The organism is Streptomyces sp. A0642, assembly GCF_004795105.1.
In the GTDB taxonomy this organism is placed as follows: Bacteria; Actinomycetota; Actinomycetes; order Streptomycetales; family Streptomycetaceae; genus Streptomyces.
On sequence record NZ_SSBL01000023.1, the window covers coordinates 1 to 15,184 of the forward strand.

The 15,184-nt window shown below is 68.1% G+C and carries 14 protein-coding genes and 1 riboswitch; of the genes, 8 read left to right on the plus strand and 6 right to left on the minus strand.

The window, feature by feature from the left end:
• Positions 1-179 precede the first annotated feature (179 nt).
• Together E6R60_RS28795 and E6R60_RS28800 are read right to left on the minus strand one after the other, a co-directional pair.
• On the minus strand, positions 180-1,310 hold the full coding sequence (locus E6R60_RS28795; protein ID WP_136329623.1) for a cystathionine gamma-lyase: 1,131 nt from the start codon (positions 1,308-1,310) through the stop codon (positions 180-182).
• 66 nt (positions 1,311-1,376) lie between these two features.
• The gene (locus E6R60_RS28800) at positions 1,377-1,754 is read right to left on the minus strand and encodes a phage holin family protein (protein WP_136329624.1); all 378 of its coding nucleotides are present in this window, start codon (positions 1,752-1,754) and stop codon (positions 1,377-1,379) included.
• A 68-nt stretch (positions 1,755-1,822) separates the two neighbouring features.
• Here E6R60_RS28800 and E6R60_RS28805 point away from each other — a divergent pair, with 68 nt between their 5' ends.
• The 4 genes from E6R60_RS28805 (at position 1,823) to E6R60_RS28820 (ending at position 4,046) form a co-directional block, all read left to right on the plus strand.
• Positions 1,823-2,140 (plus strand): cupin domain-containing protein, encoded by a 318-nt coding sequence (locus E6R60_RS28805; RefSeq protein WP_136329625.1) that lies wholly within the window; start codon positions 1,823-1,825, stop codon positions 2,138-2,140.
• Between the two features lie 145 nt (positions 2,141-2,285).
• Entirely contained in the window at positions 2,286-2,498 is a 213-nt protein-coding gene (locus tag E6R60_RS28810) for a DUF5326 family protein (protein ID WP_136329626.1), read from the plus strand.
• A gap of 239 nt (positions 2,499-2,737) precedes the next feature.
• Complete coding sequence (locus E6R60_RS28815; RefSeq protein ID WP_136329627.1) at positions 2,738-3,508, plus strand: helix-turn-helix domain-containing protein; 771 nt, start codon at positions 2,738-2,740, stop codon at positions 3,506-3,508.
• Positions 3,509-3,608: 100 nt separating this feature from the next.
• A complete protein-coding gene (locus E6R60_RS28820; protein ID WP_114245561.1) occupies positions 3,609-4,046 on the plus strand; it encodes an SsgA family sporulation/cell division regulator in 438 nt (145 codons plus the stop codon).
• Between the two features lie 80 nt (positions 4,047-4,126).
• Here E6R60_RS28820 and E6R60_RS28825 read toward each other — a convergent pair whose 3' ends face one another.
• Positions 4,127-5,467, minus strand: coding sequence for a YibE/F family protein (locus E6R60_RS28825; protein ID WP_136329628.1), 1,341 nt, complete (start codon positions 5,465-5,467; stop codon positions 4,127-4,129).
• 70 nt (positions 5,468-5,537) lie between these two features.
• Positions 5,538-5,671: riboswitch (TPP riboswitch) on the plus strand.
• Here E6R60_RS28825 and thiC point away from each other — a divergent pair.
• Positions 5,664-7,439 (plus strand): phosphomethylpyrimidine synthase ThiC, encoded by a 1,776-nt coding sequence (gene thiC / locus E6R60_RS28830; RefSeq protein WP_136329629.1) that lies wholly within the window; start codon positions 5,664-5,666, stop codon positions 7,437-7,439. Its footprint overlaps the riboswitch before it by 8 nt.
• A gap of 88 nt (positions 7,440-7,527) precedes the next feature.
• Here thiC and E6R60_RS28835 read toward each other — a convergent pair whose 3' ends face one another.
• From E6R60_RS28835 to E6R60_RS28845, 3 genes are all read right to left on the minus strand, one after another.
• Positions 7,528-8,349, minus strand: coding sequence for a hypothetical protein (locus E6R60_RS28835; protein WP_136329630.1), 822 nt, complete (start codon positions 8,347-8,349; stop codon positions 7,528-7,530).
• 181 nt (positions 8,350-8,530) lie between these two features.
• The gene (locus E6R60_RS28840; RefSeq protein WP_136329631.1) at positions 8,531-9,589 is read right to left on the minus strand and encodes a metallophosphoesterase; all 1,059 of its coding nucleotides are present in this window, start codon (positions 9,587-9,589) and stop codon (positions 8,531-8,533) included.
• Positions 9,590-9,762: 173 nt separating this feature from the next.
• Complete coding sequence (locus tag E6R60_RS28845) at positions 9,763-10,875, minus strand: LacI family DNA-binding transcriptional regulator (protein ID WP_136329632.1); 1,113 nt, start codon at positions 10,873-10,875, stop codon at positions 9,763-9,765.
• A gap of 370 nt (positions 10,876-11,245) precedes the next feature.
• On the opposite strand from E6R60_RS28845, the gene hisC reads away from it, so the two are divergent.
• The 3 genes from hisC to cydB all read left to right on the plus strand — a co-directional run bounded on the left by hisC (position 11,246) and on the right by cydB (position 15,170).
• The gene (gene hisC / locus E6R60_RS28850) at positions 11,246-12,325 is read left to right on the plus strand and encodes a histidinol-phosphate transaminase (protein WP_136329633.1); all 1,080 of its coding nucleotides are present in this window, start codon (positions 11,246-11,248) and stop codon (positions 12,323-12,325) included.
• Between the two features lie 315 nt (positions 12,326-12,640).
• On the plus strand, positions 12,641-14,149 hold the full coding sequence (locus tag E6R60_RS28855) for a cytochrome ubiquinol oxidase subunit I (RefSeq protein ID WP_136329634.1): 1,509 nt from the start codon (positions 12,641-12,643) through the stop codon (positions 14,147-14,149).
• A 19-nt stretch (positions 14,150-14,168) separates the two neighbouring features.
• The gene (gene cydB, locus E6R60_RS28860; RefSeq protein ID WP_136329635.1) at positions 14,169-15,170 is read left to right on the plus strand and encodes a cytochrome d ubiquinol oxidase subunit II; all 1,002 of its coding nucleotides are present in this window, start codon (positions 14,169-14,171) and stop codon (positions 15,168-15,170) included.
• Positions 15,171-15,184 lie beyond the last annotated feature (14 nt).

The window sequence follows — 15,184 nt, forward strand, 5'->3', positions numbered from 1 at the left end:
CTTCGGACCCGGACAACGATAAATATGTCGATAGGTCGCTGTCGCTACTGTGATTGGACACTGACGCTGAGTCAACTAGCCTTGTCGTGGCGGTGCTTCGCGTGGAGAAGGCGGAGAACCGGGGCGGTCCGAGCCACGAGGGGGGAGGCTCGGACCGCCCGTACCACCGGTGCGGGTACTCAGCTCCCGGTGCCGGCCTCGTCCAGCGCCCGTGCCACGTCGCCTACCAGGTCCGCTGCGTTCTCGGCTCCGACGGAGAAGCGGATGAAGCCTTCCGGCACGGCGTCGCCGCCCCAGCGGGCCCGGCGCTCGGCAGTGGAACGTACGCCTCCGAAGCTGGTGGCGTCCTCGGCGAGACGCAGCGCCGACAGGAAGCGCTCGGCGGTCCCGCGGTCCGCCAGCACGAACGACACGACGGAACCGAAGCGCCGCATCTGCCGCACGGCGGTGGGGTACGAGGGGTCGGTGGGCAGGCCGGGGTAACGCAGCCCGCTCACCTCCGGGCGCTCGGCGAGGGCCTCGGCCAGCACGAGGGCGTTCGCGCACTGCCGCTCGATCCGAAGTTCCAGCGTGGCCAGGGAGCGATGAGCGAGCCAGGCTTCCATGGGCCCGGGAATCGCTCCCACCACCTTGCGCCAGCGGCGCACGCCCGCCGCCAGCTCGGGATCCCTGCACGTCACATGGCCGAGCAGGACGTCACCGTGACCGGTCATGCCCTTGGTGTCGCTGGCCACCGAGAAGTCGGCGCCGAGCTCCAGCGGGCGCTGGCCGAGCGGGGTGGCGAGGGTGTTGTCGACGGCCACCAAGGTGCCGCCCGCGTGCGCCGCGTCGACGAGCCGGCGCACGTCACAGACATCGAGGCCGGGGTTGGACGGGGTCTCGAGCCACAGGAGCCGCGCCCCCTCGAGCAGAGCCAGCTGGGCGTCGCCCCCGGTCGGGGCGGTGCGCACCCTCACGCCGTAGGCATCCAGCTGGGCCCGGACCAGGGGAAGTGCCTGGTAGCCGTCATCGGGCAGCACGACGACATCGCCGGTGCGTACCTGGGACAGCAGGACCGCCGAGATCGCCGCCATGCCGGAGGCGAAGACGGTCGTCTCGACGTCCTCGCCCGGAGCTTCGAGTTCGCCGATGGCCCGCTCCAGGTGGGTCCAGGTCGGGTTGGTGTCGCGGCCGTAGGTGTAGGGCCCGGTCGGCTCGCCCGACAGGTGGTAGTGCGCGGCGAAGACCGGGCCGGGGAGAGTGGGCTCGTATTGCTGCGGTTCCGGGAGGCCCGCACGGACTGCCCGTGTTCCGTCGCCCATGGTGCTCATGTGTGTCCTCGCTTCTCTCCCCGGTCTCTCGCCGGCCTTAGCGTCACTGTTTCAGGTGCCCGGGGCTCAGTCCTCGTCGGGCAGGACGACGTTCAGGGCCCAGGACACGATCGAAATGATCAGACCACCGAGGACGGCGGTCCAGAAGCCGTCGACGTGGAAGCTCAGGTTCACCACATCGGCCAGCCACGAGGTCAGCAACAGCATCAGGGCGTTCACCACCAGGGTGATCAGCCCCAGCGTCAGGATGAAGAGCGGCAGCGTGAGCAGCTTCACCACCGGCTTGACCAGGAAATTGACCAAGCCGAAGATCAGCGCGACCAGGATCAGGGTCAGTGCCTTGCGCCCGGTGCTGCCGCCGGTCAGCGTGATGTCGTGGAGGAGCCAGATGGCCACGGCCAGCGCACCCGCGTTGGCGATCGTCTTGACTAGGAAATTCTTCATGTGTCTGATCGTGGCAGACATGATCGGTGGCGGACACCGGCTGGACAGAGGCAAGGGACGGACGGGCCATGAAGGCATTCAGGCTGGACGAACTGGAGGCGGAACGGGCCGCCAACGACGGCGCTTACCTCCAGTTCGTCCGCGAACGGAACATGTCGGTCGGTCTGTACGCCCTGGACGCCGGTGAACTCGACCCGCAGCAGCCGCACAACCAGGACGAGGTCTACCTCGTCGTCAGCGGACGCGCCTCGATCACCGTCGGCATGGAGACGACCCAGGTGGCCAGAGGAAGTGTCGTGTACGTACCGGCCGGCGCCGCCCACAAGTTCCACCACATCACCGAGGACCTGCGCGTGATGGTGGTCTTCTCGCCGCCCGAGGGCTGAGCCGCGTCGCGTGGAGGGCGGGGCGCGTCTCGGGGATCCCTCAGGGTTCGATCAGGGGAGTTCAAGGGATCGCGGGCCCCGCAGCCCGTCCGGACGCCTCTAGCATCGAAGCAGGAACTCACAGAGACGAGGTAGGACGATGGCCGTGCGGGAGATATTCGCGGGAATGCCCTGGTGGGTGAAATGGATCGCGGTGCCCGTCATCGCGATCGTCGTGTTCGGCGGTCTGATCGCCAGCGTCGTCGGCTTCGTGATCGGACTGCTGTTCAAGGTCCTGCTCTTCGTGATCCTGGTCGGCGGCGTCGTGTTCGTCGTACGGAAGTTCATGTCATCCTCTTCCTCGCGAAGCGACTGGTAACGACGACCGGCCGGGCGATTAGCCCAGCTGAGCTAAGCGGAGGGCGAAACGGCGCCCTGTCCGGATGCTCCCGATACAGTGGCAGCTCGCTGCCACTACCTGGGAAAACACCGCCAGTTGCCACCCTGAACAGTGGCTTGTACGGCATCCGGCCTTCTGGACCCCAGGCCTGCGGCAGATCTGTGGGGGCGGCCCCCACAGGCGGGTTGACTGCCCGTCACCATGCCTGGGGGTGACCGTTGACCACGGCATCGAGTACCTCTGCTCCGACGCTCATCGGATCGGTGCAGCGGGCGCTGAGGCTGCTGGAGGCGGTGGGCACTCATCGCGACGGGGCCCCGGCCAAGCAGCTCGCGCGGGAAGCGGGGCTTCCCCTCCCCACCGCCTACCACCTGCTGCGCACACTGACCCACGAGGGATATCTGCGCCGGGAGAACGGTGTCTTCCTCTTAGGCGCCGCCGCGGAGCGGCTGGCGGACGACGGAGCGCTGCACAACCGCCGCAGCCGGATGACCCAGTCCCTGGGGCGGTGGAGGGACCTCATCGGCGCCCCTGTGTACTGCGCCGTCTACCGTGAGGGCGAGATCGAGCTCGTCGCGGTCGCGGACACCCCGCAGGCACCCGCGGTGGAGGAGTGGGCGGCCTTCGGCGAGACCGGGCATGCCCATGCGATCGGCCAGTGCCTGCTGAGCCAGCTCGACGAGCGGGCACGCGAGGACCACCTGGACCGGCACCCGGTGCGCCCGCTGACCCGCTACTCCGCGCGGGACCGTCCGGAACTCCTTGAGCGGCTGCGGTCGAGGGAGCGTACGGAACCCGTCGTCGAGCGACAGGAGTACGCCCTCGGCACGGTCTGCGCGGCCATCCCGATCGCGGCAGGATTCACCGCCGCCGCGGTGGCCATTTCTGTCCCTTTCGACCAGTCAGAACGGTTGCTCCCCGCAGTCGAACGACTACGCGCTGAAGTGGCCAGCCTCTTGCGTTCGTTCGTGTTCTCTATCAGTATCTGAAAAATCACTCCTTGTGATCTGCTATCGCGTGCACCACGATGGCGTCAATGGGCCACGGGGGATCATTCCTGGCCAGATTCATCTACTGCGGGGTTGAACGATGCGCGAGTCGGTTCAAGCTGAGGTCATGATGAGCTTCCTCGTCTCCGAGGAGCTCTCTTTCCGTATCCCGGTGGAGCTCCGGTACGAAGTGTGCGATCCGTACGCGATCCGGATGACCTTCCATCTGCCCGGCGACGCCCCCGTCACCTGGGCTTTCGGCCGTGAGCTGCTGCTCGACGGTCTCAACAGCCCCAGCGGTGACGGCGATGTACACATCGGGCCGACCGAACCCGAAGGGCTTTCCGACGTCCACATCCGGCTCCAGGTGGGGGCCGACCGTGCACTCTTCCGGGCCGGCACGGCACCTCTCGTGGCCTTTCTCGACCGGACGGACAAGCTCGTTCCGCTCGGGCAGGAGTGCACGCTGGGTGACTTCGAGGGCAATCTGGAAGAGGCACTGGGGCGGATTCTGGCCGAGGAACAGAACGCTGGTTGACGAAGCCCGTGTCCCTGGCCTGCATACGGGTCGAACAGCACACCTGCCGAAAGAGTGAATCACTCTCCGTGTCCGAATACTCAGGACTTCGCCCGGCGACGACGTCCCCTGCCGCTCCGCACGAGTGCCGGAGCTACGGAATCCCCAGCCGGCCCCGTGCGGTCCGCGGAGACGACCAGGGCCGCGAGCGCGGTGGTCACCGGCACCGAGGCGACCAGCCCGATCGAGCCGATCAGGGTGCGCACGATCTCCTCCGCCACCAGTTCGCTGTTCGCCACCGTCCCCACGCCGCTCTGGGCGATCGAGAACAGCAGCAGCAACGGAAGCGCGGCGCCCGCATAGGCGAGCACCAGGGTGTTGACCACCGAGGCGATGTGGTCGCGCCCGATCCTGATCCCCGCCTGATATAGCTTCCTCGCACCCATCGTCGGGTCCGCCTGGTGCAGTTCCCAGACGGCTGACGTCTGGGTGACCGTCACGTCGTCGAGCACCCCCAGGGAACCGATGATGACGCCGGCCAGCAGCAGTCCGCTCATGTCGATGTGCGGATAGAGGCCGTGGATGAGGCCGGTGTTGTCGTCGGTGTTCCCGCTCAGACTCGCCCAGCCGATGAAGAGCGAGCCGAGCAGCCCGATCAGCAGCAGTGAGATCAAGGTGCCGATGACGGCGACCGAGGTGCGGGCCGTCAGGCCATGGCAGATGTAGAGCGCGATCAGCATGATGGCCCCGGCCCCGACCACGGCCACGATCAGCGGGTTCGAACCCTGCAGGATGGCCGGAAGGATGAACAGGGTCAGGACCGCGAACGACAGGGCGAGCGCCACCAGCGCCATGATCCCCCGCATTCTGCCCACGGCGACCACCACCAGCGCGAACACTCCGGCAAGCAGCAGCAGCGGGAACCTCCGGTTGATATCGGTCACGGAGTACTGGAGGTCATGGGGCGCGTCAGGGGCGTATGCGACGACCACCCCCTGACCCTTCCGCAGTTGCCGGGGTGCGTTCGGCTGGACGACCTCGATGAAGGTGCGGCCCTTGTCCTGGCCGCTCGTGACCTCGACGGTGGCCTTCTTGCAGAGGGCCGCCCCGCCGTCGCCGGTGGTCCCGCCGCGCGCCGGTGGCGCGGGCTCGCCGCTGACGGGCAGCTGAGAGGCGTTCAGGTCCTTGCAGTCCACCTTGTCGATGTTCACCACCTTCCCCTGGTGGGTCTGCCGGTCGAATCCGACACCGGTTCGTTCGTGTGCCGGCGCACCGCCGGGCCAGAGCACCACGAGCCCTACGACGACCGCGGCCGCGACCGGGATCAGCACGGCGGCGATCACTTTGCGCAGATGGCTGGAGACAGGAGCGGCGGGGCCGTGGCTGTGGGAGTGCGCGTGCTGATGACCCTGCGGTTGAAGGTCGTTATGAGGGGACGTCACCGGCCGATCATCGCAAGAAGCCAGGGGCCCTCTGGCCAGCTCACCGACAAGGGCGCTAGCGTGGTGGCACCTTTGCACACGCGGGAGCTCGGAGCACCGGGCTGAGAGGGCGCTGATCTCCGTACGTCCGTACGGGACAGGCTGCGCCGACCGCCGAACCTGTTACCGGGTAATGCCGGCGTAGGGAGTAGGTCTCATGACCACAGCGGACGCACGCACGCCTGCCTCGAAGCAGAACGACGAGGCCGGGAAGTCCATCGGCTGGCACAAGGGGTACATCCAGGGCTCGCGCCCTGACCTCCGGGTGCCGGTCCGTCAGGTGCACCTCACCAACGGCAAGGACGTGACCCTGTACGACACGTCGGGGCCGTACACCGATCCATCGGCCGAGACCGACGTCCGCCGCGGCCTGGCACCGCTGCGGGAGAACTGGATCATCGCCCGCGGGGACACCGAGGAGTACACGGGACGTCCCGCACGCCCCGAGGACGACGGACTCAAGCACACCTCACCGCGCGGTGGGCTGCGCAATCTGGACGCCGTCTTCCCCGGCCGCCCCCGCCAGCCGCGGCGCAGCCGGGACGGCCGTCCCGTCACCCAGCTCGCGTACGCCCGCCGGGGCGAGATCACCCCGGAGATGGAGTACGTCGCGATCCGGGAGAACGTCGAGCCCGAGGTGGTGCGCGAGGAGATCGCCGCAGGCCGGGCGGTACTGCCGGCCAACGTCAACCACCCGGAGATCGAGCCGATGATCATCGGCAAGCGGTTCCTGGTGAAGGTGAACGCCAACATCGGCAACTCCGCGGTCTCGTCCTCCATCGAGGAGGAGGTGGACAAGATGACCTGGGCGACCAAGTGGGGCGCCGACACGGTCATGGATCTGTCCACCGGCCGCAACATTCACACCACCCGTGAGTGGGTACTTCGCAACTCCCCCGTGCCGATCGGCACCGTGCCGCTCTACCAGGCACTGGAAAAGGTCGACGGCAGGGCGGAGGAGCTGACCTGGGAGATCTACAAGGACACCGTCATCGAGCAGGCCGAGCAGGGCGTCGACTACATGACGGTCCACGCCGGCGTGCGCCTGCCGTACGTGCCGCTGACCGCCCGCCGCAAGACCGGCATCGTCTCCCGGGGCGGATCGATCATGGCGGCGTGGTGCCTCGCGCATCACAAGGAGTCGTTCCTCTACGAGAACTTCGAGGAGCTCTGCGAGATCCTCGCCTCGTACGACGTCACGTACTCCCTGGGCGACGGGCTGCGCCCCGGCTCGATCGCGGACGCCAACGACGAGGCCCAGTTCGCGGAGCTGCGCACGCTCGGCGAACTGAACACCGTCGCCAAGCGCTTCGGCGTCCAGACCATGATCGAGGGCCCGGGCCATGTCCCGATGCACAAGATCAAGGAGAACATCGACCTCCAGCAGGAGATCTGCGAGGAGGCGCCGTTCTACACGCTCGGCCCGCTGACGACCGATGTGGCACCGGCGTACGACCACATCACCTCGGGCATCGGCGCCGCGATGATCGCCTGGTGGGGGACGGCGATGCTCTGCTACGTGACGCCCAAGGAGCACCTCGGTCTGCCCAACCGGGACGACGTGAAGACCGGGGTCATCACCTACAAGATCGCGGCCCATGCGGCGGACCTCGCCAAGGGGCACCCGGGAGCACAGGACTGGGACGACGCGTTGTCGGACGCCCGGTTCGAATTCCGCTGGGAGGACCAGTTCAACCTGGCCCTCGACCCGGACACCGCACGGGAGTTCCACGACGAGACGCTGCCGGCCGAGCCGGCGAAGACGGCGCACTTCTGCTCGATGTGCGGCCCGAAGTTCTGCTCGATGAAGATCTCCCAGGACATCCGGCGTGAGCACGGAGGCTCTCAGTCGGAGATCGAGGCCGGCATGGCGGAGAAGTCCAAGGAGTTCGCGGCGGCGGGCAACCGGGTCTATCTGCCGATCGCGGAGTAGGTCCGGCGGGGAGCGGCATGCGCGAGGTCCGCGCCCTGCCGCTCCCGAGCCCGGGAGGCCCGGTGCCGGCCTCCCGGTTCGGCCCCGGTCAGTCCAGCTCGTGCTCGGGGCCGCCGAAGTCGGGGCTGGTGAAGTCCGGGCTGGTGAACGTCGGACGGGGCGCCGCGGCCGGGCCGTCGTCCGGGCTGGAGAAGTCCGGCCTGCTGTAGCCGATCTTCGGGATGCGGTTGGCGGAGCGGTAGGGAGTGCGCGCTGCCGGGGCGGCTCCCGGGTCGGCGAGGGCGTCCCGCAGGAACGGCAGGATGCCCCGTTCGAGCAGGGCGTGGCGCCAGGCCTCTCTGGCGCGGGCCACGTCCTCCGGCAGTTCCTCGCCGTGCTCGTCGGCCGCCACGGACGTGGAGCCGTTGCGCAGAGCCGTCACGAGGAGGCCCACGCCGGCCACGAGGATGGCGGCCGCCGTCGCCGCTGCGAAGAACCAGCCCGCGCCGACCATGGTGCGCGCGAACGACGGGGGCGGGTCGAGCGCCTTCAGGACATAGCCGATGAGCAGGAAGATCACCGAGGCGGTGCCCGCCAGCACCGGGGCCAGGACGGTGATGACGACACCTATGCCGGCGCCCGACTGCGGGGCGCTGATCCCTGCGTCGAGGGCTCCGTCCTCGTCCGGGCCGGCGGCCGCGGCGCGGATCTCCTCGCGGGCCTTCACGTAATGCTCGTACTCGGTAGCGGCCGCCGCGGTGATCAGAGCTGTGGCCGCCATCGCCATGGTGCGCAGTTGCACCGGATTGAGCCGTTCACCGACAGCGGCCAGATCCGGTCGTTCATGGGCGTGACGCAGTGCGTCGTCGAGGATCCGCTCGTACTCGGGCCGGTCCTCGGTCAGCAGGTGCGGAGCGCTGTTCATGTGCATCCCCCGATGCTCCGTAGGGCCTGTGTGCCCGCTCGAACCGGGCAGTCGGGCGGAAACGGAGGAGAGCCTGCTACTGGTACGCCGATGGTAGAGCGCCCACGGCACGGGGTGACAGGGGGTTTCCGGAAATAGGCCCAGTGCGCGGCGTATTCAGGTCGGGATGCGTCTTCCCCGACGAGCGTCAGTCATGCAGCGGGAGTTGGACGACCAGTAGCTTTCCGGCCATGGTCACTCCGCCGTCCATGGCGATGGCGAGGCCGTCGGCGTACACGTGCGGACCGTCCACGAGCGGCCCCGACCTGTCTTCGCCGTCCTCGGAGCCGACCTCGCCGAGAAGGTAGGGAATGGGGCTGTGACCATGGACGACGCGCCGGCCGCCGTAGGCCGCCATGAGCTCCTGAACGGCCTGGGGGCCCGACTCGTCGCGGAAGGCGAACCGCTTCGTCAGTTTGCGGAAGAGGTCCCAGCACTCATCGGCGTCGTTCCGCGTGAGAATGGCGTGCACCGTGTCGTTGACGTCCTCGATGGTGGATCCGTAGTCGAGGTACGCCGTCGTGTCCGAGTGCATCAGGAGGTGCCCGTCCTCCTCGACGACGGCGTCGAGGCGGGACATCCACTGGAGGTGGACGTCCTGGAGCCGCTCCATGTCCGTCTTCTGGCCGCCGTTGAGCAGCCAGGCGGCCTGGAAGGTGGCGGTTCCCGCTCCGGAGTTGACGGGCGTGTCACCGAACCGCTTGGCGCCGATGAGCAGGAGTTCGTGGTTGCCCATCAGGGCCTTGCAGTAGCCGCCGGCGGCGGCGGCCTCGGCGGAGAGCCGCATCACGAGATCGATGACGCCGATTCCGTCGGGTCCCCGGTCGGTGAAGTCGCCGAGGAACCAGAGGCGCGCGTTGCCCGCGGACCAGTTGCCCTCGGAGTCGACCAGTCCCTGTTCGGTGAGGGCGGCGAGGAGCTCGTCCAGATAGCCGTGGACGTCACCGACGACGTAGAGCGGGCCGAGCCCCGGTTCGCGGGCGGGCCGGGGGTCGGGCACGGTGTGCACCTGGACCGTGTCCTCGCGGCTGATCACGGGGAGGTCGCGCGCGGTCGGGGTGTACCCCTCCGGCGGTTCGCCCTCCGGGAAGGCGTTGCCCGGGTGCGGCGGGGCGGGCGGCGCAGGCGACTGCGCATAGGGCGGTACGCGGAAGTCGCGCAACGTCGCCGTCCGCACCACGGGTTCCTGACCGGCCCCCTGTGTCATCGACCCCTCCACCACCGTCGCGCCGCCGTACACCTGACGGGCCCTGCTGGTCGGGGTGGTCCGCGGTGTCGTGCGCCCATCATAGGAATGAGGATCGTCCTCTGTGACGCACCAGGGGTGGTGAATCCGCGCGCACACCAGGTTCGTCGGTCGATTGGTCCTAATTGGCCTGATCAATCCCCCGCTGGGGAACGCGGCGCGCTGACCGTGGTGCGGGGTGGACGGCGTTGCGAGGACGTCCGGACGATGAGCTCCGTCGGTATGACCTGTTCCACCGGCCCGTCGTGGTCGACGCCTTCGATGGCGTCGATGAGCAGCTGGACGACCGCCGTACCGATCCGCCTCGGCTTGAGCGAGAGCGTGGTGATGGGCGGCTCGGTCGTCGCGTAGACGGTGGACTCGCTGCAGCAGACGAGCAGCAGGTCCTCCGGGACGCGCAGGCCGTAGCGGCGGGCGGCCGCCAGCAGATCCGTGCCGTTGGGGTCGAAGAGGCCGTAGACGGCGTCCGGGCGGTCCGGGCGGGCCAGCAGGCGGTCGGCTGCCACCGCGCCCGCGCACGGGTCGTGCGCGGGGTAGGACTCGTAGACCGGGTCCTGGCCGACGCGCTCGCACCAGTGGAGGTACGCGGTGGTGGAGAGCCGGGTGTACGTGTCGGTGGTGGTGCCGGTGAGCAGGCCGATGCGCCGGGCCCCGGCGGCGGCGAGATGGTCCAGGAGGTCGAGGACGGCGGCCCGGTGGTCGTTGTCCACCCATGCGGTGACCGGGAGGGTCCCGGCCGGGCGGCCGTCGGAGACGACGGGGAGCCCCTGGCGCACGAGTTCGGTGACGACAGGGTCCTGGTCGGAGGGGTCGATGACGACGGTGCCGTCGAGTGCGACGTTCGACCAGACGTCGTGGCGTGAGGTGGCGGGGAGGATGACGAGGGCGTAGCCGCGGGCCAGCGCGGCCGAGGTGGCGGCTCTGGCCATTTCGGCGAAGTAGGCGAACTCGGTGAAGGTGAAAGGTTCATCCCCGTAGGTCGTCACGGTCAGGCCGATGAGGCCGGACTTGCCGGTACGGAGCGTGCGGGCCGCGGCGGAAGGGCGGTAGCCCAGGCGCTCGGCGACCTCGCGGACATGGCTGCGGGTGGCGTCCGGGAGCCTGCCCTTGCCGTTGAGCGCGTCGGAGACGGTCGTGATGGAGACCCCGGCGGCGGCGGCTACGTCACGGATACCTGCTCGACCCTGTCGGCCGCCGCGCCGGGGGGTCTCCGTCCGGCTCACCTGGTGCTTCCCTGCTGCTGTCATGGCGAGCCGATAGTAGGGCTCGGACGGACACTTGGTCCGGTCGCATATTCACCCAGTGACAGGCACGTTTCTGCATGGTCATCAACGGTCAATCGCCTTGTGAATGAAGGTAGTTGTCAGATCGGACCATCATGTGTCACCCATGGGGCCGGCTGGGCCTGCCGAAAGGGGGAGGTCTCGAAGAGGTCTCAACTCACCTCTTCGGGGGACGCGCGCCACGGAGTGAGCCACTGGCGCGCGCCATGGCGCCGAGCGCCCCCCTCATTCCGGGGCTCACCCGGCGAATCCGCGGTCCCGCCATTCGCAGGGGCGCCCAATCCTCATAAGGTGAGCAGTATTGATGTGTACGGACGGTCGAGGAGGACCTGCGGTGAGCGAGACGAGCCCCAAGCTGCGCGCCGAACTGGATGGCGTCCCCGCCTATGTGCCGGGCAAGCCGGCCGCGGCGGACGGACCGGTCGCGTTCAAGCTGTCCTCCAACGAGAACCCCTATCCGCCGCTGCCCGGGGTGATGGAGTCGGCGCTGGCGGCGGCCGCGCACTTCAACCGGTACCCGGACATGGCCTGCACCGGCCTGATGAACGAGCTGTCGGACCGCTTCGGCGTGCCCCTCTCGCACCTGGCCACCGGTACCGGTTCGGTGGGCGTGGCCCAGCAGCTGCTTCAGGCCACCTCGGGCCCGGGCGACGAGGTCATCTACGCCTGGCGGTCGTTCGAGGCGTACCCGATCATCACGCAGGTCAGCGGTGCGACGTCGGTGAAGGTGCCGCTGACCGACGGTGACGTGCACGATCTCGACGCGATGGCGGACGCGATCACCGACCGGACCCGGATGATCTTCGTCTGCAATCCGAACAACCCGACCGGCACCGCGGTGCGCCGGGCGGAGCTGGAGCGGTTCCTCGACCGGGTGCCGGGGGATGTGCTCGTGGTGCTCGACGAGGCGTACAAGGAGTTCGTCCGCGACGTCGAGGTCCCCGACGGCATCGAGATCTACCGGGACCGGCCCAACGTGGCGGTGCTGCGGACGTTTTCCAAGGCGTACGGCCTGGCCGGGCTGCGGGTCGGCTTCGCCGTGGCGCACGAGCCGGTGGCGGCCGCGCTGCGCAAGACGGCGGTGCCCTTCGGCGTCAGTCAGCTCGCCCAGGACGCGGCGGTGGCCTCGCTGCGGGCCGAGGACGAACTCCTGGGCCGGGTGGGATCGCTGGTCTGCGAGCGGCAGCGGGTGTACGAGACGCTGGTGCGGCAGGGCTGGACGGTGCCGGAGTCCCAGGCGAACTTCGTCTGGCTGCGCCTCGGGGACCGTACGGTCGACTTCGCCGCGGCCTGTGAGAAGGCCGGTGTGGTGGTCAGGCCGTTCGCGGGGGAGGGCGTGCGGGTCTCGATCGGTGAGGACGAGGCGAACGACCTGTTCCTGAAGGTGACGGAGTCGTACCGCAAGGAGCTGTAGCGGCTCCCCTCATCGGATCTCCGGATCTCCGGCTTCTTCGGCTGCCCCGGTCCACCGGTCGCCCGGCCCCGTATCTCGTCCGTGAGATGCGGGGCCGTTCGCGTGGGGCGGGCGCGGGGCGGGGGTGTCGGCACGGCGGAGCCGGTGGGACCTCGGGGAGGGGGACCCCCGGTCGGATGGCCCGAAAGTCTGTGCGTCATACTTTTGCTTGTGAATGTGAACGCGTTCACAAGCGTGTCCTGCTTTCTCCCATGATCAGCCGGATTCAAAGGACAAAAGCCCGGCTCAGTGACGGCGACGTAAGGAGAAGACGACGTGGAGCTAGCTCTGGCGCCGGAGACCCTGGCGCGATGGCAATTCGGAACGACCACCGTCTACCACTTCCTTTTCGTTCCCCTGACGATCTCTCTCGCCGCGCTCACCGCCGGCCTGCAGACCGCCTGGGTGCGGACCAACAAGGAGAAGTACCTCAGGGCCACCAAGTTCTGGGGAAAGCTCTTCCTGATCAACATCGCCATGGGCGTCGTCACGGGCATCGTCCAGGAGTTCCAGTTCGGAATGAACTGGTCCGACTACTCGCGGTTCGTCGGCGACATCTTCGGCGCTCCGCTCGCGTTCGAGGCGCTGATCGCGTTCTTCTTCGAGTCCACGTTCATCGGCCTGTGGATCTTCGGCTGGGACAAGCTGCCCAAGAAGATCCATCTGGCCTGCATATGGATGGTGTCGATCGGCACCATCCTGTCCGCCTACTTCATCCTGGCGGCCAACTCCTGGATGCAGCACCCGGTCGGCTACCGCATCAACAAGGAACGCGGACGGGCCGAGCTCACCGACTTCTGGCACGTGCTCACGCAGAACACCGCGCTCGCCCAGTTCTTCCACACCATCACGGCGGCCTTCCTCGTCGGCGGGGCGTTCATGGTCGGTATCGCCGCCTTCCACCTGGCGCGCAAGCGGCACATCCCGGTGATGCGGACCTCGCTGCGGCTGGGGCTCATCACCGTCGTGATCGCGGGCCTTCTCACCGCCGTCAGCGGGGACCAGCTCGGCAAGGTGATGTTCAAGCAGCAGCCGATGAAGATGGCGGCGGCCGAGGCGCTGTGGGACGGGGAGAACTCCGCACCCTTCTCGATCTTCGCGTACGGAGATGTCAGCAAGGGGCACAACTCGGTCGAGATCTCGGTTCCCGGCGTGCTGTCCTTCCTCGCCGACGACAACTTCAACTCCTACGTCCCCGGTATCAACGACATCAACAAGGCCGAGCAGGAACGGTTCGGGCCCGGGGACTACCGGCCCAACATCCCCGTCGCCTTCTGGAGCTTCCGGTGGATGATCGGTTTCGGCATGGCGTCCTTCGGCCTCGGGATCCTCGGCCTCTGGCTGACCCGGAAGAAGTTCATGCTGCCGCCGGGGATGCGCACGGGTGAGGACGAGGTCCCGCATCTTGTCCTGTTCAAGAACAAGGCGCTGAGCCCCAAGCTCACCCGGTGCTACTGGATCGTCGCGCTGTGGACCCTGCTCTTCCCCTTGATCGCCAACTCCTGGGGCTGGATCTTCACCGAGATGGGCCGCCAGCCCTGGGTCGTCTACGGCGTCCTCCAGACCCGTGACGCGGTGTCCCCCGGTGTCTCGCAGGGCGAGGTGCTCACCTCGATGATCCTCTTCACGACGCTGTACGCGGTGCTCGCCGTCATCGAGGTCAGGCTGCTCGTGAAGTACGTCAAGGCCGGGCCGCCGGAGCTCACCGAAGCCGACCTCAATCCGCCCACCAGGATCGGCGGCGACCACGACGACGCCGACCGGCCCATGGCCTTCTCCTACTGAGAGCGCAGGGAGCAGAGAGATGGAACTCCACGACGTCTGGTTCGTGCTCATCGCCGTTCTCTGGACCGGCTACTTCTTCCTGGAGGGATTCGACTTCGGGATCGGTGTCCTGACCAAGCTGCTGGCGCGGGACCGCAAGGAACGACGGGTTCTGATCAACACGATCGGGCCCGTCTGGGACGGCAACGAGGTGTGGCTGCTCAGCGCCGGCGGAGCGACCTTCGCCGCGTTCCCCGAGTGGTACGCCACGCTGTTCTCCGGCTTCTACCTCCCGCTCCTGATCATCGTGCTCTGCCTGATCGTGCGGGGCGTCGCCTTCGAGTACCGGGCGAAGCGTCCCGAGGCGAAGTGGCAGACCAACTGGGAGCACGCGATCTTCTGGACCTCGCTGATCCCGGCCCTGCTCTGGGGCATGGCCTTCGGGAACATCGTCCGCGGGGTGAAGATCGACGCCGACATGGAGTACGTGGGCAGCTTCTGGGACCTGTTCAACCCGTACGCGATCCTCGGAGGACTGGTCACGCTCTTCCTCTTCACCTTCCACGGAGCGGTCTTCGCCGGGCTCAAGACGGTCGGGGACATCCGGGTCCGGGCGCGCCGGCTGGCGCTGAAGCTGGGCGTGGTCACCGCGGTTCTCGCTCTGGGGTTCCTGATCTGGACCCAGGCGGACAACGGGGACGGCTGGAGCCTGATCGCGATGCTCGTCGCCGTGGTGGCCCTGGTGGCAGCAATCGGAGCCGTCGCGGCGGGGCGTGAGGGCTGGTCCTTCGCCTTCTCCGGGGTCACCATCGCGGCCGCGGTTGCCATGTTGTTCCTGACACTCTTCCCGAACGTCATGCCGTCCTCCCTGAACGACGGATGGAGCCTCACGGTCACCAACGCCTCGTCCAGCCCGTACACGCTGAAGATCATGACGTGGTGTGCGGGGATCGCCACTCCCGTCGTGCTGCTGTACCAGGGCTGGACGTACTGGGTGTTCCGCAAGCGCATCGGTACGCAGCACATCGCCGACGCGCACTGAGCGCAGTGAGAGTG